This window comes from Oribacterium sp. P9 (assembly GCF_046365365.1).
Taxonomy (GTDB): Bacteria; Bacillota; Clostridia; order Lachnospirales; family Lachnospiraceae; genus Oribacterium.
Genome location: NZ_JBKEIS010000025.1, coordinates 1 through 14,735 on the forward strand (window position 1 = coordinate 1; position 14,735 = coordinate 14,735).

At 49.1% G+C, this 14,735-nt stretch carries 19 protein-coding genes and 4 pseudogenes; 18 read left to right on the forward strand and 5 right to left on the reverse strand.

Going from position 1 to position 14,735, the window contains the following annotated elements:
• Positions 1–44: 44 nt before the first annotated feature.
• Together ACK8P7_RS10255 and ACK8P7_RS10260 are read right to left on the reverse strand one after the other, a co-directional pair.
• Positions 45–1,541, reverse strand: coding sequence for a recombinase family protein (locus ACK8P7_RS10255; RefSeq protein WP_410044114.1), 1,497 nt, complete (start codon positions 1,539–1,541; stop codon positions 45–47).
• Positions 1,538–1,891: a helix-turn-helix domain-containing protein gene (locus ACK8P7_RS10260; RefSeq protein ID WP_410044115.1), complete on the reverse strand. Its 354-nt coding sequence runs from the start codon at positions 1,889–1,891 to the stop codon at positions 1,538–1,540. The genes ACK8P7_RS10255 and ACK8P7_RS10260 overlap by 4 nt, the downstream gene beginning before the upstream one ends.
• Before the next feature lie 509 nt (positions 1,892–2,400).
• Here ACK8P7_RS10260 and ACK8P7_RS10265 point away from each other — a divergent pair.
• The 6 genes from ACK8P7_RS10265 to ACK8P7_RS10290 all read left to right on the forward strand — a co-directional run bounded on the left by ACK8P7_RS10265 (position 2,401) and on the right by ACK8P7_RS10290 (position 6,419).
• A complete protein-coding gene (locus ACK8P7_RS10265) occupies positions 2,401–2,535 on the forward strand; it encodes a SpoVA/SpoVAEb family sporulation membrane protein (protein WP_410044129.1) in 135 nt (44 codons plus the stop codon).
• A gap of 282 nt (positions 2,536–2,817) precedes the next feature.
• On the forward strand, positions 2,818–3,564 hold the full coding sequence (locus ACK8P7_RS10270; protein WP_410044116.1) for an SDR family NAD(P)-dependent oxidoreductase: 747 nt from the start codon (positions 2,818–2,820) through the stop codon (positions 3,562–3,564).
• A 59-nt stretch (positions 3,565–3,623) separates the two neighbouring features.
• Entirely contained in the window at positions 3,624–4,013 is a 390-nt protein-coding gene (locus ACK8P7_RS10275) for a rhodanese-like domain-containing protein (RefSeq protein WP_410044117.1), read from the forward strand.
• Between the two features lie 71 nt (positions 4,014–4,084).
• Complete coding sequence (gene trxA, locus ACK8P7_RS10280) at positions 4,085–4,390, forward strand: thioredoxin (protein WP_118718022.1); 306 nt, start codon at positions 4,085–4,087, stop codon at positions 4,388–4,390.
• 12 nt (positions 4,391–4,402) lie between these two features.
• Positions 4,403–4,723 carry a rhodanese-like domain-containing protein gene (locus ACK8P7_RS10285; RefSeq protein WP_154433133.1) on the forward strand — a complete coding sequence of 107 codons (321 nt, stop codon included), beginning with the start codon at positions 4,403–4,405 and terminating at the stop codon, positions 4,721–4,723.
• 1 nt (position 4,724) lies between these two features.
• Positions 4,725–6,419: an FAD-dependent oxidoreductase gene (locus ACK8P7_RS10290; RefSeq protein WP_410044118.1), complete on the forward strand. Its 1,695-nt coding sequence runs from the start codon at positions 4,725–4,727 to the stop codon at positions 6,417–6,419.
• Between the two features lie 48 nt (positions 6,420–6,467).
• Here the strand turns inward: ACK8P7_RS10290 and ACK8P7_RS10295 are convergent, their stop codons facing one another.
• Positions 6,468–7,127 carry a Crp/Fnr family transcriptional regulator gene (locus ACK8P7_RS10295; protein WP_410044119.1) on the reverse strand — a complete coding sequence of 220 codons (660 nt, stop codon included), beginning with the start codon at positions 7,125–7,127 and terminating at the stop codon, positions 6,468–6,470.
• A gap of 136 nt (positions 7,128–7,263) precedes the next feature.
• On the opposite strand from ACK8P7_RS10295, the gene ACK8P7_RS10300 reads away from it, so the two are divergent.
• The 7 genes and pseudogenes from ACK8P7_RS10300 to ACK8P7_RS10330 all read left to right on the forward strand — a co-directional run.
• Positions 7,264–8,034, forward strand: coding sequence for a NifB/NifX family molybdenum-iron cluster-binding protein (locus ACK8P7_RS10300; RefSeq protein ID WP_410044120.1), 771 nt, complete (start codon positions 7,264–7,266; stop codon positions 8,032–8,034).
• A gap of 70 nt (positions 8,035–8,104) precedes the next feature.
• Entirely contained in the window at positions 8,105–8,734 is a 630-nt protein-coding gene (locus ACK8P7_RS10305) for a rubredoxin-like domain-containing protein (RefSeq protein WP_410044121.1), read from the forward strand.
• A gap of 2 nt (positions 8,735–8,736) precedes the next feature.
• Positions 8,737–9,306, forward strand: a pseudogene (locus tag ACK8P7_RS10310) (4Fe-4S binding protein); the annotation flags it as partial.
• Positions 9,307–9,324: 18 nt separating this feature from the next.
• On the forward strand, positions 9,325–9,882 hold the full coding sequence (rbr, locus tag ACK8P7_RS10315) for a rubrerythrin (protein ID WP_410044130.1): 558 nt from the start codon (positions 9,325–9,327) through the stop codon (positions 9,880–9,882).
• A gap of 45 nt (positions 9,883–9,927) precedes the next feature.
• The gene (locus ACK8P7_RS10320; protein WP_410044122.1) at positions 9,928–10,437 is read left to right on the forward strand and encodes a ferritin; all 510 of its coding nucleotides are present in this window, start codon (positions 9,928–9,930) and stop codon (positions 10,435–10,437) included.
• Positions 10,438–10,887: 450 nt separating this feature from the next.
• The gene (locus ACK8P7_RS10325; RefSeq protein ID WP_410044123.1) at positions 10,888–11,058 is read left to right on the forward strand and encodes a hypothetical protein; all 171 of its coding nucleotides are present in this window, start codon (positions 10,888–10,890) and stop codon (positions 11,056–11,058) included.
• Positions 11,059–11,112: 54 nt separating this feature from the next.
• Positions 11,113–11,223: pseudogene (locus ACK8P7_RS10330) on the forward strand (molecular chaperone); the annotation flags it as partial.
• Between the two features lie 9 nt (positions 11,224–11,232).
• Here the strand turns inward: ACK8P7_RS10330 and ACK8P7_RS10335 are convergent.
• A pseudogene (locus ACK8P7_RS10335) lies at positions 11,233–11,385 on the reverse strand (plasmid mobilization protein); the annotation flags it as partial.
• 464 nt (positions 11,386–11,849) lie between these two features.
• Here ACK8P7_RS10335 and ACK8P7_RS10340 point away from each other — a divergent pair.
• From ACK8P7_RS10340 to ACK8P7_RS10360, 5 genes are read left to right on the forward strand one after another with little or no spacing between them, the layout of a single operon-like run.
• The gene (locus ACK8P7_RS10340) at positions 11,850–12,179 is read left to right on the forward strand and encodes a plasmid mobilization protein (protein WP_410044124.1); all 330 of its coding nucleotides are present in this window, start codon (positions 11,850–11,852) and stop codon (positions 12,177–12,179) included.
• Between the two features lie 19 nt (positions 12,180–12,198).
• Positions 12,199–12,414, forward strand: coding sequence for a hypothetical protein (locus ACK8P7_RS10345; RefSeq protein ID WP_410044125.1), 216 nt, complete (start codon positions 12,199–12,201; stop codon positions 12,412–12,414).
• Between the two features lie 28 nt (positions 12,415–12,442).
• On the forward strand, positions 12,443–13,156 hold the full coding sequence (locus tag ACK8P7_RS10350) for a replication initiator protein A (protein WP_410044126.1): 714 nt from the start codon (positions 12,443–12,445) through the stop codon (positions 13,154–13,156).
• Positions 13,153–13,731, forward strand: a complete 579-nt coding sequence (locus tag ACK8P7_RS10355) for a hypothetical protein (protein ID WP_410044127.1) — start codon at positions 13,153–13,155, stop codon at positions 13,729–13,731. The genes ACK8P7_RS10350 and ACK8P7_RS10355 overlap by 4 nt, the downstream gene beginning before the upstream one ends.
• A gap of 33 nt (positions 13,732–13,764) precedes the next feature.
• On the forward strand, positions 13,765–13,956 hold the full coding sequence (locus ACK8P7_RS10360) for a hypothetical protein (protein WP_410044128.1): 192 nt from the start codon (positions 13,765–13,767) through the stop codon (positions 13,954–13,956).
• Between the two features lie 368 nt (positions 13,957–14,324).
• On the opposite strand, the pseudogene ACK8P7_RS10365 reads toward ACK8P7_RS10360, so the two are convergent.
• Positions 14,325–14,735 (reverse strand): annotated as a pseudogene (locus ACK8P7_RS10365) (hypothetical protein); the annotation flags it as partial.

The following is a 14,735-nucleotide window of genomic DNA, read 5'->3' on the forward strand; positions in this document are numbered from 1 at the left end:
GCAGACGCGCAGGATTTAGGTTCCTGTATCTCTGATGTGCGGGTTCAAGTCCCGTGAGCCGCAGTTGAGCAATCCAAATCCGAACCAGAAGCCGCTTTTTCAGCGGCTTCTTTAGCCTCGCCGAATGTAATGGTTTTTGTGCCGTCCTTGTAGTTAAAGGTTATCAGCATTTTATCGTCATACAGGAATATCGCGTTGATAAAGGTGTCAATCAGCATTTTGCGGTGACTCTGCTTGGTAACATCTAATTTGCGGAAACGATGCAGCCAAAATGTCATAAACTCCGCGCTGATTTTCGGGGGCTTGGACAACTGCTCGTTGGCAAGGCGGTTTTCCAATTCCTCTTTTGCCGCCTCTAATTCTTCAAGGCGTTCTTTGGTCGATTTTGTCAGAATACCTTGCTGAATAGCATTCAGCAGATTGCGGATCCCGGCATTGGTTTCCTGTAACTGCTGCTCATACAGGGGAATATTGGTGTTATCCTGTTCCTGCAAATCCATGAGCATTGAAACGATAGCCTCAATCGCGTCATCGTCCATAATCATTTCCATTGCTGCCGAGACAACTAAATCCTCAATCCAAACCTTTTTAACAGGCTTTTTGTGGCACTCTTTACGCTTCTTTTTCACCGAGACGCACTTGTAGTAGTGGTGGACGATCCCTGTACGGCTTGTGCCACTCTCGCCGCAGAGATACGCGCCGCAGTACCCACAAAACAGCTTGGTTGTCAGCAGATAATCGTCCTCTGCCTTGTGTCGGGCGGGGGCTTTCTTGTTTTTCGCCATTTTTGCTTGTACTCGTTCAAACAAGTCAAGCGGCACGATGGCGGGAATACCATCGGGGACAATAATCTCCCTGTACTGATATTCTCCGATATAACGGCGATTTTTCAATAGATGCTGTACGCTGTTGTAGGTCAAGGGATTACCGCGAGTGTTTTTCATGCCCTGTTCGTTGAGCCAATCGCGGATTTCTGTCATGGTCGCGCCCTTGTCATATCGCTTGAAAGCGTCCAAAATGTACGGTGCAGTTACAGGATCAATCTGAAAATGTTGGTCTGCGTCGATCTGATAGCCCATCGGCAGCGTACCGCCATTAAACATACATTTCAACGCATTATCGGTCATACCGCGTACAACCTTTTCGGAAAGGTCAACGGAATAGTATTCAGCGAAGCCCTCAAGCATGGATTCAAGGATAATACCCTCTGCGCCATCGGAAATAACCTCGGTAGCGGAAACAACCTTAACGCCGTTCTTCTTCAACTGCGCCTTGTATCGTGCGCTGTCATAGCGATTTCGGGCAAACCGGTCAAGTTTCCAAACGATAATCATATCAAACAGCTTTTTGCCGCTGTCCTTAATCATGTTCTGAAATTCTGGGCGGTTGTCGGTCTTTGCGGAAACTGCCCTGTCGATGTAGTGACGCAGAACGGTAATTCCATTCTTATCAGCAAACGCGGTACATTCGCGGAGCTGACCTTCTATGGATTCCTCGCGCTGATTATCAGAAGAATATCTCGCGTAAATTACTGCCGTCATGCTTTCACCGTCCCTAACATCTGTATCAAGGTTTGTTTCAACTGCTCATTCATGGGCGAATCAGGCTCAAAGCACATTTCTACAAACTTTGCCAATTCGGGATTATCCGCAACAGGCGGTTTCACTTGGTACAGTTTGCCCTGCGGCTCATCACAACGGCAAGTGATGTAGTCCATAGATACATCAAAATAATCCGCATATTTTATCAGCAATTCAATAGACGGTACAGACTGCCCATGCTCATATCGGTTAATACTCGGCTGCGTCACATTCAGCAACTCAGCCATTTTCTTTTGAGAGAACTTCATTCCCTCGCGCAGCGTTTTCAAACGCTCACCAACTGTATTCATCAAGCCACCTCCTGTTTTTACCTGAATATATTATACATTATCTGTATATTTGCAATGCCTAATTTGAATCTTTTCTGTGAACATTTCAGGTAGACGAAAATGCGTATTTTTTCGCAGAGTGCCTAACCGTTGTTTTGGTGTTGCTTTTCGGTGCGAAAATCATCAATAATTCAGCCTGTGTGCCGTTCTTTTTCCTCGTCCTATGTGCTACCCTTATATCTCTTTTTCTGTGAAAAGGGAGAAAGTCGGAGAGGAAAAAGAGGGTGAAGCGTAGGCTGTGGAAACGGTGCGTAAACCGCTTGCGGTTTTCCGCGGTTTCCATAGCCGCAGCGAGGGAGAAAAGGGAGAGGTGACTTTCTCTTTAAGGCGGCGTTAGCCGCTGCTCTTTTGCTCTCCCTTTTCTCCCTTACTGCTGCCGCATAAAGGATAAGCACCCCATAACCGTGGATCTGGAGTGGTCATCCATTATTCTTTCGAATTAGGAAAAGCCTCGGAAGAAATCGCATTTGTTGGAGTGCAAGGGTGAGTCTATAACCCAGGGAAGCTGTGCCAAAATGTTTACCATAGCGGGGCCTGTGATCGTTTATGGTGTCAGCACAAGCGTGATTTATGGCATAATTTTTGTGTTATTGCAGAGCTTTTAGAACATTTTTGCCCACTTCGTAATCGGCGAAGTGGGCGTTTTTTTGTATGTCTATTGTAACTCGTAAGGCAAAACAGAAGCAAAAAGGCTCTTGAACTCCATGAAATGGGGGAGAAAGTTTCTGAGGAAACCTTTATTTAGATGCTTATTCCAGTTTGATTAAGGTGCTTGTATGAAATCTTCTGCCTGCAAGGGATGATCGATAAAATGTGATATTATCACGGAACGACCACACAGCATCTGTTATGATACAGCCACAAATAAAAAGAAAGGCGGTCTAAATATGAGACTGAAAGATAAAGTTGCGATTATCACCGGCGGCAGCCGGGGCATCGGGTTTGCTACCGCGGACAAATTTCTGAAGGAAGGCGCTACCGTCGTCCTGACTGCAAGTTCTCAGACATCGGCTGACAAGGCTGTTGCTCAGCTACAGGAAAAATATCCAGAGGCAACCGTCGCGGGAATCAGCCCCAATCTGTCCAGCTTGGACTCTGTCCGAAATGCGTTCCGTGAAGCCACTGAAAAGTATGGCTGCGTGGATATTCTGGTGAACAATGCCGGCGTGTCTGAAAGCACCCCTTTTACCGAATATACCGAGGAGACCTTTGATAAGGTCATGAATCTGAATGTGAAAGGCGTGTTCAACGCCACACGGGCGGCCAGTGAGTGCATGGTAGCCCGGGGCAAGGGCGTTATTCTCTCCACGTCCTCTATGGTCAGTATTTCTGGCCAACCCAGCGGCTTTGCATATCCCGCGTCCAAGTTCGCAGTGAATGGCCTGACGGTATCCCTAGCCCGTGAGTTGGGTCCCAAGGGTATCCGGGTCAACGCGGTGGCTCCCGGCATCACGGAGACCGACATGATGAAGGCCGTACCCAAGGAAGTTATCGAGCCGATGATCAAGCAGATCCCTCTGCGCCGCCTGGGTCAGCCGGAGGATATTGCCAATGCATTTGTGTTCCTGGCATCTGACGAAGCATCCTATATCACGGGCGTTGTGCTCAGTGTAGACGGAATGGCAAGAACATAAAAAAGGAAACAGGGCAGCTGGAAACGGCTGCCCTATCTTCAAAATATGGAGGTATACACATGAAAAGAATCATTCCCATTTTGATGACTTTACTGCTTCTCTCTGGTTGTGCAACGCAATCCGCTGAAAAAACCTATCGACAGATTACTATGGAGGAAGCTATTACGATGATGGAGGAGGAAACCGGATACATCATCCTCGATGTTCGTACTGCTCAGGAATATAGCGAAAAGCATATTCCCGGTGCTATCAATATTGCCAACGAATCCATTGGCACAGAGGATATCTCTGAACTGCCGGATAAAAATCAGCTGATTCTGGTATACTGCCGCAGCGGTAATCGGAGTAAGCAGGCATCTGAAAAACTGGTGAAACTGGGCTACACCAATATCATTGAGATCGGCGGAATTAATAGTTGGCCCGGTGAAACAGTCACCGGCGATAAGTGATAAAATCACAGAACAAGGAACGACTACTGGATATAATAAAGCCATAAAAAAGAAAACAGGAGGACTTAAATATGTCTGCTATCAGTGTTAATAAAAACAATTTCAATCAAGAGGTTTTGAACTCGGACAAGCCCGTCCTGATGGATTTCTGGGCTCCCTGGTGTGGTCCTTGCCGCATGGTAGTTCCTCTGGTAGAGGAGATTGCCAAGGAGCGCTCCGATATCAAGGTTGTTAAAATTAATGTGGATGAGGAACAGGAACTGGCTATGCAGTTCGGTGTGATGAGCATACCCACTCTGGTGGTTATGAAGAACGGAAAGATTGTCAATCAAGTCACCGGTGCCAGACCTAAGGCTCAGATTCTCGCCATGCTGTAAGGAGGTGCAAAGATGAGATTCTTCGATTTCCTGAAAGGACCTGACATCAATCAGGGTGTCAAAGAATATAGCACTACGGATGGCGCAGTCCTGCTGGATGTTCGCACCCCCGACGAATACCGGCAGGGGCATATCCCCGGCAGTAAAAATGTTCCTTTGCAGTCCATTGACAAAGTGGCTGGCATGATTGACAATAAAGCTACCCCCATCTTTGTACACTGTCTCAGTGGTGCAAGAAGCCGCCAGGCAGCTGCTGTTTTGCAGCAGCTGGGTTATACCAATGTGAAAAACATAGGCGGAATTTCCGCTTATGCAGGAAAGGTGGAACGATAATATGAAAGTTGTCATTGTAGGCGGTGTGGCAGGCGGCGCTACCGCTGCCGCCCGTATTCGCAGACTGAATGAGCAGGCAGAAATCGTAGTTTTTGAGCGCTCGGGGTATATCTCCTACGCCAACTGCGGTCTGCCCTATTACATTGGTGGGGTCATTGAGGATCCCGAGGAGCTGACCCTCCAGACCCCGGAAAGCTTCTTCTCCCGGTTCCATGTAAACATGAAGGTGCACCATGAGGTCACGGCGATTCATCCTGAAGAAAAAACCGTTTCCGTGAAAAATCTGGAAACCGGTGAGGAGTTTGAGGAGAGCTATGACAAGCTGATTCTCTCTCCCGGTGCCAAGCCCACCCAGCCCCGGCTCCCCGGTGTGGGCCTCAACAAGCTGTTTACCCTGCGCACCGTGGAGGACACGTTCCGCATCAAGGATTACATCAGCGAAAACCATCCCAAGTCCGCTGTGCTGGCAGGTGGTGGCTTCATTGGATTGGAGCTGGCAGAAAACCTGCGAGAGCTGGGGATGGATGTCACCATTGTCCAGCGTCCAAAACAGCTTATGAATCCCTTTGATGCCGATATGGCTTCTTTCATCCATAATGAAATGCGCAAGCACGGTGTAAAGCTGGCACTTGGTCATACCGTAGAAGGGTTTGAGGAAAGGGACGGCGGCGTGGATGTGCTGCTGAAGGACGAGGCCCCCCTCCATGCCGACATGGTGGTGCTGGCAATCGGCGTTTCTCCGGACACCCAACTCGCTCAGGATGCGGGACTGGAGCTGGGCGTCAAGGGCAGTATCGTGGTCAATGACCGAATGGAAACCTCCATTTCCGACATCTATGCCGTGGGCGATGCGGTGCAGGTGAAGCACTTCGTCACCGGGCAGGATGCTCTGATCTCTTTGGCTGGCCCTGCCAATAAACAGGGACGAATCGCTGCGGACAACATCTGTGGCGGAGACAGCCATTATACCGGCTCCCAAGGCAGCAGTGTCATCAAGTTCTTCGGCATGACTGCCGCTACTACCGGCGTAAATGAGACCAACGCCAGAAAAACAGGGCTGGATGTTGATACGGTTATCCTGTCGCCCATGAGCCATGCAGGTTACTACCCCGGCGGGAAAGTCATGACAATGAAGGTGGTCTTTGAAAAGGCGACTTATCGCCTGCTGGGTGCGCAGATCGTAGGCTATGAAGGTGTGGATAAGCGCATTGATGTGCTGGCCACCGCTATCCGGGCAGGAATGAAAGCCACGGAACTGAAGGATCTGGATCTGGCCTACGCACCGCCTTATTCCTCTGCGAAAGACCCGGTAAATATGGCTGGCTTTATGGTTGAGAATATCGCAAACGGTGTTCTGAAACAATGGCATCTGGAAGATGCAGATCGTCTTCCTCGTGACGGAAGCGTAACTCTGTTGGACACCCGCACTGTGGAAGAATTCGCACACGGACACATTGACGGCTTCTTTAACATCCCGGTGGACGAGCTGCGGGAGCGGCTGGGTGAGCTGGACAAGCGTAAGCCTGTCTACGTCATCTGTCAGAGCGGTCTGCGCAGCTACATTGCCTGTCGTATCCTGGCCGGAAACGGCTTTGACTGCTATAACTTCTCCGGCGGCTTCCGGTTCTATGATGCTGTGACCAATGATCGCTGTCTCATTGAATCGGCTACGGCCTGCGGAATGGATCGAGCATAAAATCAGGACATCTGCTTGCAACTAATAGCAAGCAGATGTCCTTTTTGCTTAATCATTTTGCAATTGTTCCAGTCTGATTTTGTCTGTAATCTCCACTGTTCCACGAGTCAGTTTGACCATACCTTCGTTCTGGAAATAGCGAAGCATTCGGGTAACTACCTCACGGGCGGTACCCATGTGGCTCGCAATGGTTTCATGGGTAATCTTGAGGATATTTGTTCCCTCTAAGCTGCATTCCTCCAGCAGAAATCCTGCCAGCCTTTTATCAAAACTTTTCCACATGATCTGCTCCATGAGCCACATAACCTCAGAAAAACGGGTGGCCATAATTTCGTTGGTAAAATTAGCTACCACAGCAGACTCTTTCATAATGTGCTGATAAGTGTCAGCAGAAATAACCCACATCGTGGTATCCTTCTGCGCCTCAATGGTAATCTCAAACTGAATACTGTTCATCATACAGGAGGCGGAAAACAGGCAAATATCCCGATCAAACAAACGATAGAGGCTAATCTCTCGTCCTTCATCGGAAAGAATATAGGCACGAAGCTGTCCGCTTCTTACCAGCAGAAGACCAGTACACTCCACAGTTCCGTTGTGAATCACAGTCCCTTTGTCCACTTTTCGTAAAACTGCATTTCGCTCCAAAATCTGCTGCTGGGTCGGTGTCAGTTTGTTCCAAATTGGAAAAAAGGATGAAAAATCCATGGGTACACCTCCTTGAATACACATAGTATAAAAAAAATTTATAGCATATGTCAATAATTCCGTTGACATATAGGAAAAGGAGATGTACAATGGTCGTATAAATGGCATATGCCGCAAATAATGTGGAGGTGAATCTATGCCAAGACCGAGAAAATGCAGAAAAGTTTGTTGTTTGCCGGATAATGATGGTTTTGTTCCGGTTCGTGGCGGCGAGGAACTGACTCCCATTGTCCTGAATGTGGATGAGTATGAATCCATTCGCCTGATTGACCGTGAAGGTTTTTCTCAGGAGCAATGCGGAGAATATATGCGTATTGCCAGAACAACGGTTCAGCAGATTTATGCAGCTGCCCGCAAAAAACTGGCCGATGCGCTGGTTGAGGGACTTCCTCTGCGAATCGAGGGAGGGGATTTTACACTCTGCAGCGGAAACAGCGCAGCCTACGGGTGCAAAAATTGCTATCAGCAAAAAATCCATCCGATGCATGAAAAACCGAAAGGAGATAATATTATGAGAATTGCAGTCACTTATGAAAACGGAGAGATCTTTCAGCACTTCGGCCACACAGAGCAGTTCAAGGTCTACGACGTGGAAAATGGGAAGATCGTATCCTCAGAGGTGGTGGATACCAACGGCAGTGGCCACGGCGCGCTTGCAGGTGTTCTGAGCGCACTGCATGTGGACGCACTGATCTGCGGAGGCATTGGCGGCGGCGCCCAGGCGGCGCTGGCAGCGGCAGGCATCCAGCTGTATGGCGGTGTATCCGGCGACGCGGACCAGGCGGCAGAGGCGCTGGCTGCCGGAACGCTGGCCTATAACCCCAATGTGATGTGCAGCCACCACGGAGAGCACCACCACGAGGGCAACTGCGGTGATCATGGCTGCGGCCATCACTCCTGCGGCTGAAATAAGTGACAAAGTCACGGTATTTGTGCCGTGATTTGATAAAATATGGCTAAAGGAGGCGGTGAACCCTATGAAGCAATATGTTTGCAGTATTTGCGGCTATATTTATGACGAAGCTGCCGGTGGCAAGTGGGAAGATCTTCCTGTCGATTGGAAGTGTCCCCTGTGCGGTGCGGATAAATCCCAGTTCCGTGAGAACACCGAGCAAGCCAAGCCTGCTGCCGCGCTGGACAAGCCCCATGTGGAGAAGGAACTGTCCGCCATGGAAATGAGCATCATCTGCTCTAATCTGGCAAGAGGCTGCGAAAAGCAGTATCTGCCCCAGCAGGCGGAGGACTTCCGAAAGCTGGCAGAGTTCTTCCGGTCCAAGGCGGAACCGGTGCAGGAAGCCAGCACCGCAAAGTTGCTGGAGCTCATCGAAAACGATCTCTCGGTGGGTTATCCTTATGGCAACGCGGTATCCGCGGAAAAGCCAGATCGGGGTGCCCTGCGGTGTCAGGTCTGGAGCGAAAAAGTCACCCGGATGCTCCAATCCCTGCTGACACGCTACAAAACCGAAGGGGAAAAGATGCTGGAGAATACCGGCGTCTGGGTCTGCACGGTCTGCGGCTTTGTCTATGTGGGCAACGCGGCTCCGGATCTTTGTCCGGTATGCAAGGTGCCCAGCTGGAAATTTGAAAAAGTGGAAGGGAGGGCTTGATGATGGCTGAAAAATACGCGGTGAGAAATATTCGCCTGTGCACCAAGGACTGCCTGTGTCTCTATGTCTGTCCCAGCGGGGCCACGGATACAGAGAACAGCGTCATTGATCCAGAAAAGTGCATTGGATGCGGTGCCTGTGCCGAAGCATGTCCGTCCTCGGCCATTTCTATGGTTCCCAAGACCCTTCCTGCGCAGCAGCCCAAGGAGGACAAGGTAGTGGAAGCCCTGCGGGGTCTGGTACAGAGTAAGGCTCAAGCCGAGAGCATTGCTTCTCAGCTACCAGATGCCCTGAGCGTGGCCGTGGAAAAATCCTCCCGGCTGATGGCGGAGGACCTGTGCCGGGAAGCAGGCTTCATGCTCCCCCAGAGTGGCAACACCAAGGCGTTCCTGGAGCGTATCAAAGCATATCCCGGCATCCCGGCGGATGCGGTGGAATCCCTGTTACATACCATTCAATTCAATGAAAAAACGGAGGAAAAGAAAATGGAAAAGTGGAAATGCTCTGTCTGCGGCTATATTCATGAAGGCCCCATGACCCCTGATTTCAAGTGCCCTGTCTGCAAGCAGCCCGCCGACAAGTTTGTGAAGATCGAAGAGGCCGCCCCTGCGAAGAACCCCTATGCCGGTACCAAGACGGAGAAGAACCTGTGGGAAGCCTTTGCCGGTGAGAGTCAGGCCCGGAACAAGTACACCTACTTCGCCTCCGTCGCCAAGAAGGCCGGCTACGAGCAGATCGCCGCGCTGTTCCTGCACACCGCTGAGAACGAGAAGGAACACGCCAAGCTGTGGTTCAAGGCTCTGGGCGAGCTGGGCGATACTGCCGAGAACCTGCTCCATGCCGCTGAGGGCGAGAATGCCGAGTGGACGGATATGTATGACCGCATGGCCCGTGAGGCCGACGAGGAAGGCTTCCATGAGCTGGCCGAGCAGTTCCGTGGCGTTGCTGCCATTGAGAAGGCCCATGAGGAGCGCTACCGCAAGCTGCTGAGCAACGTGGAGGCTATGCAGGTATTTGAGAAGAGCGGCGTTACCATGTGGGAGTGCCGCAACTGCGGTCACCTGGTCGTTGGCACCAAGGCTCCCGAGGGTTGCCCTGTCTGCAAGCATCCTCAGGCATTCTTCGAAGTGCGTGCGGAAAATTACTAAGAATCAATTTGTTTATGAAATATGTATGTAAGGAGATTCTTGCAAATGAACGAAAAAGTACATGCGCTGATCAATCAACAGGTAAATAAGGAATTCTATTCCGCATACCTTTATCTCAATTTTTCAAACTATTTCGAGGAAGTCGGGCTTGACGGCTTTGCCAACTGGTATAAAATTCAGGCTCAGGAAGAGCGTGACCACGCCATGCTTTTCTATCAGTACCTGCAAAACGAAAACCAGAAGGTAACGCTTGAAGCCATTGACAAGCCTGATCTGAATGCAGCTTGCCATATGGATGTTTTGAAGGCAGGTCTTGAGCACGAAAAATATGTGACCTCGCTGATTAATGATATCTATAGTGAGGCTTACGAAGCAAGGGATTTCCGTACCATGCAGTTCCTCGATTGGTTTGTGAAAGAACAAGGTGAAGAAGAAACCAATGCAAATAATTTGATTTCCAAAATGGAACTCTTTGGCTCCGATCCCAAGAGCTTGTATATGCTCAATCAGGAATTGGCAGCACGAATTTACTCTGCTCCTTCTTTGGTTCTTTAATCACTATAGCCTATAGATGATGGAAGTATAAAAGGCAGTATGCCGCCTGTCGGTTTCCCGGCAGGCGGTTTTTTACAGGAGGATGCCTATAAGCCAGGGTAACGCCGGCTTTTTCGTATATATAGTCTATCGGCATAGAAAAACGCAGAGATGCTGCAGCAGCAAATTGCGGAACTTCGGGAGCGGTTTGCGGAGTGGACCCTACATCCTAATTGAAATATTCTTTGAGTGCGTGCGATAAAGTCCCCTCTTTCTGCATTGTTACGATAGAAGCGGATAAAAGGGGGAGGGTATGAACCGGAACAGAAACCGCATTGTGACCGTAGTGGTTTCGCTGGCCTGGCGGCAGTCATCCTGCTCCTATCCCGCAGCGGTATTTCTCCCGGCGGCGAAAGGCTAGAGGTCCTGAAAACCACAATACTGGAGGAGTGCAAGGCCGACGCCATTGTGGTGTGGGCTGGGAACAAAACGCTGGTCATCGACGCCGGAGAAGAGGAGGATGGTGAGGAAGTGGGCAAGTTTCTGGCCGATCAGGGTGTCCACACGCTCCAGACCAAGGATGGCAGCATCACCGTTCTCAGCGACGGTCTGACCTTGGAAGTGCGGCAGGATATAAACTAAGGAGGAAACGGCATGCCACAGTCTGTTTTTAACCGGTACGAGAAAAAGTACCTGATGCCGGAGAGGGTCTATCAGGAGCTTCGTGGACGGCTTTCGCCCTATATGCAGGTGGATTCCTACGGTCTACATACCATTTGTAACATCTACTACGACACCCCGGATGACCTTCTCATAGTCCACTTTGATGATGTAGCCATCAATCGCCATCTTGCGAAGATACGCTCCCATGTTCTTAGTACCGAGTTGCGCCATCTTCGCTTGAATCATTCTTTTCTCGTCATCTGAGACGAAGAAGAGAATCTGATTTGGTCTTGTTCTGTTTGCCATAGGCAATCGTCCTTTCGTAAAGATAGAGGGCTTGGGAGACATCCCAACAAGCATTTTCAAGATTAAGGGGAGGGTTTCCTTAATCGAAAATCGCCGTGTGTATATACACCGGCTGTGCTTGCTATTCTCTAAAATCTCATATCCGCAGATATACTGCGCTCTCGTCCTTAAAAAAGCCGAGGGCGCATTTTTTATCGAAATTTTCGCGTATCGGTGGACAAACGCCGAAAAAATGTCCGTTGAAAAGTAGGAGATATTTTTACTTTCAGACTTGATCTTCTCTGCTCAAATGTCCGTTGTAAAGTGAGGGGAATTGTGGCGTTCACGAAAATTTAATAAGTCGCATACCCCCTAAAATGGCACAAAAATGTCCGTTGTAGGGTGAAAGGAAAACTAAAAAATTTGCGGGGAGTACCCCCCAATGAGCTAAAAAATGTCCGTTGTAAATTGAAGGAAGTGTTTTTATGGCAGACCGAACAAGACCAATACGAATTGAGTTCTGCGTCACCGAACAGGAAAAGAAACTCATAGAGAGCAAGATGGCGCAACTTGGTACATGCAACATGGGCGCGTATCTCCGAAAGATGGCGATTGATGGCTACATTATAAAGGTGGACTACACCGAACAGAAAAAGCTCGCTGCTGCTGTCAGCCGCGCCGCTACGAACATCAACCATATTTGCCGCCGTATCAACAGCACAGGTCATTTCTACGCAGACGATATAGCCGATCTCAAAGAACAGCAAGCCGAGATTTGGTCGCTTCTGCGGGAAGTGCAGAAAAAAGAATTATAACCGCAAGGGGGATCACGATATGTCACGCATGAGTAAAAAGAGAAAACAGGAATGGTCGTTTTTTCTGAATGACCGCAACCGTATCACCTATAACGCGCTCTGCCGCAAGTGCGTCCATGAGTGCAAGCAGAGTTTCCACGCTATCGTTATCGAATGTCCGCGCTACTGCTCCAAACGCTCCAAAGATGGACACAACGCCGCACTTCCTCGTCCACCAACGGACAAGCCCCGGTGATGGACTATCCCGCGAAAGGAAGTGATGAATGATCTATTTCAAGAAAGATACCGCGCTCCCGCCATTCATACCATTACCACGATTTATGATTGCAAGCGAACATTCGATAAATGCAAAGCTGCTCTATGGGCTGCTGCTCAACCGCACCATGCTTTCGCAAAAATCGGGGTGGGTATCAGAGGTCGGAAATGTGTATGTCATTTACACGATAAAGCAGATGGCAGATGGCCTCAACCGAAGCGAAAAGACAGTAAAAACCGCGCTGAACGAGTTGGAAAATGCGGGGCTTATCACTCGCGTCCGTCAAGGTTGGAACAGGGCTAACCGCATATTCCTGCATCTGCCCGATGGGGTGCAGCTTTCTTCACCACCAGAGGGAAATATTTGCCCTATGGAAGTGCAGGAATCTTCACCTTGTATGGGGCAAAAATTGCCCACAAGTAATACAAAACAAGAATATATAAACTTGATTCAGACAGAAAGAGGAGAGATAGCCTGCCGCCGTTTCGGTGAATATCAAAATGTTTTTCTTTCTGACGATGAATTTACCTGGCTTCAAAATGCTTACACTGACAAATTCGAGGAATATATCAATCGTTTGTCGGCTTATATGGAAGCAAGCGGAAAGCATTACGCTAACCACTACGCCACGATCCGAAAGTGGCTCGATGAGGACAGAAAGCCGAAACCCGGAAATAGCTATGATTACGATTACACCTACGATGAAGGAGAGTGCCTATGAAAATTGATCCTATTTTGTCCGCCATCATTGATACCGCTGACGCTGCCAATGCTGCGCCTGATGATTACATCAATCTCGAAGATGGTCTGAAATTCTGCGGTAAGTGCCACACGCCGAAAGAGGCGTATTTTGCAGATAATCCCCCTTTTTGCGGCATTGACCGTCACCCCACCGAATGCAAATGTGCTGCCGAAGAAAAGCAGCAGCGCGAGGCAGAACGACACGAGTTTGAGCGCATGAGCCATATTAGCCTGTTACGCTCCGAGGCATTCAGAGATATTTCCGCTCTTCTCATTCTTGACGATTTGGGCGCGGAGAGAAATACAAGCTACGGCAAGGAGTGCGTTTTCGATGTAGTCAATCGTCGGCTGCTTTCGGGTAAGCCCATGATTATCACTACCAATATCACGCTGTCGGCTATGCAGAAAGCAACCGATCTCGATGATCGCCGTATTTATGACCGCATATTGGAAGTGTGTGTCCCGATCCTGTTCAACGGAGAAAACTTCCGCAAAGGCAACGCCGCTGAAAACCTCAAAAAAGCGGCTGAACTGCTAAAATTGCCTTTGTCCTGAATCCATCTGAATACATACGAAAGGAGTCGCTTATTGGGCAAAAAAAAGAAACTGATAAACCACACCACCATTCCGCAGCGAGAAATTGAGATCATAGCGCGGTGCATTTTCCCCGATATTCTCGCTTTCTATGAGAGCGAGGAAGGACAGCGGGAGTTTGCAGAGTGGAAAGCACAGCAGATAGAGAAAGCGAACAAAGTAAACGCGCCGCAAGACGCTGAATAACATAGAAGCAGGCAAGGCAGTTCACCGATAATGGGGGCTGCCTTGCCTGTTTTTCTAATTGCCGATTTTCTTCTTTCGCGGTCCTCGCGGTTTGGATTCGGGACGCTTGATAACGCCATTCGGAAAGTAGGTGTTTTCGTATCTGTCGAAATAAACAAATAATCCGAACCCGTCTCCCACAGGGAAGATTTGGTTCGGATTATATTGCTTTGGTGCAGTTTTAAAAATACCTCGAAAATACGTCATTCCCCGCGGAATTGCGTGCTTTCGAGGTGTTTTTTATGCTCTGAAAAGTTACGCGCAATAGCCTAAAAATTACACAGTTTCTAATGAAATTACACAGTAAATTACACAGTGAAATAGCATCATCAAATCAGTCCGGACAGCTTGGATATATAGGCTTCATTCGCAGCAGCTTCTTGTTTCTTTTTCGCATAGGAGTAAACCTTCTTCATGATCGGGCTTCCTGGCTTCCATCCGCCAAGCTTCTCGACATAATCGTCGGACATGATCTCGCGGGCCGTACTTGCGAAGAAGTGCCGGAACTTGTGAAGGGAGAAGTGCGGAAGGCCGAGGCGCTTCTGCAATCTGGTCAGATACATGTTGATGCTGTTCGGATGGCCGTCATGGACATAGCCCTGCGCTCTGATCAGATCGACCACATAGTCCGGTACGCGGATGGTGCGGACGGACTCGCGCGTCTTCGGTGTGTTTATCTGTATGTTGTAAACTAATAATACTAGTAATTGGAAATAAAAATCCCTGAAATTGGAAAAGGA

What these genes read in the sequence shown, in the direction of transcription:
- ACK8P7_RS10350 (WP_410044126.1), top strand. Translation starts at nt 12,443, where the DNA reads ATGATCTATTTCAAGAAAGATACCGCGCTCCCGCCATTCATACCATTA.
- ACK8P7_RS10290 (WP_410044118.1), top strand. Translation starts at nt 4,725, where the DNA reads ATGAAAGTTGTCATTGTAGGCGGTGTGGCAGGCGGCGCTACCGCTGCC.
- trxA (WP_118718022.1), top strand. Translation starts at nt 4,085, where the DNA reads ATGTCTGCTATCAGTGTTAATAAAAACAATTTCAATCAAGAGGTTTTG.
- ACK8P7_RS10300 (WP_410044120.1), top strand. Translation starts at nt 7,264, where the DNA reads ATGCCAAGACCGAGAAAATGCAGAAAAGTTTGTTGTTTGCCGGATAAT.
- ACK8P7_RS10340 (WP_410044124.1), top strand. Translation starts at nt 11,850, where the DNA reads ATGGCAGACCGAACAAGACCAATACGAATTGAGTTCTGCGTCACCGAA.
- ACK8P7_RS10275 (WP_410044117.1), top strand. Translation starts at nt 3,624, where the DNA reads ATGAAAAGAATCATTCCCATTTTGATGACTTTACTGCTTCTCTCTGGT.
- ACK8P7_RS10345 (WP_410044125.1), top strand. Translation starts at nt 12,199, where the DNA reads ATGTCACGCATGAGTAAAAAGAGAAAACAGGAATGGTCGTTTTTTCTG.
- ACK8P7_RS10295 (WP_410044119.1), bottom strand. Translation starts at nt 7,127, where the DNA reads ATGGATTTTTCATCCTTTTTTCCAATTTGGAACAAACTGACACCGACC.
- ACK8P7_RS10285 (WP_154433133.1), top strand. Translation starts at nt 4,403, where the DNA reads ATGAGATTCTTCGATTTCCTGAAAGGACCTGACATCAATCAGGGTGTC.
- ACK8P7_RS10260 (WP_410044115.1), bottom strand. Translation starts at nt 1,891, where the DNA reads ATGAATACAGTTGGTGAGCGTTTGAAAACGCTGCGCGAGGGAATGAAG.
- ACK8P7_RS10255 (WP_410044114.1), bottom strand. Translation starts at nt 1,541, where the DNA reads ATGACGGCAGTAATTTACGCGAGATATTCTTCTGATAATCAGCGCGAG.
- ACK8P7_RS10270 (WP_410044116.1), top strand. Translation starts at nt 2,818, where the DNA reads ATGAGACTGAAAGATAAAGTTGCGATTATCACCGGCGGCAGCCGGGGC.
- ACK8P7_RS10305 (WP_410044121.1), top strand. Translation starts at nt 8,105, where the DNA reads ATGAAGCAATATGTTTGCAGTATTTGCGGCTATATTTATGACGAAGCT.
- ACK8P7_RS10320 (WP_410044122.1), top strand. Translation starts at nt 9,928, where the DNA reads ATGAACGAAAAAGTACATGCGCTGATCAATCAACAGGTAAATAAGGAA.
- ACK8P7_RS10355 (WP_410044127.1), top strand. Translation starts at nt 13,153, where the DNA reads ATGAAAATTGATCCTATTTTGTCCGCCATCATTGATACCGCTGACGCT.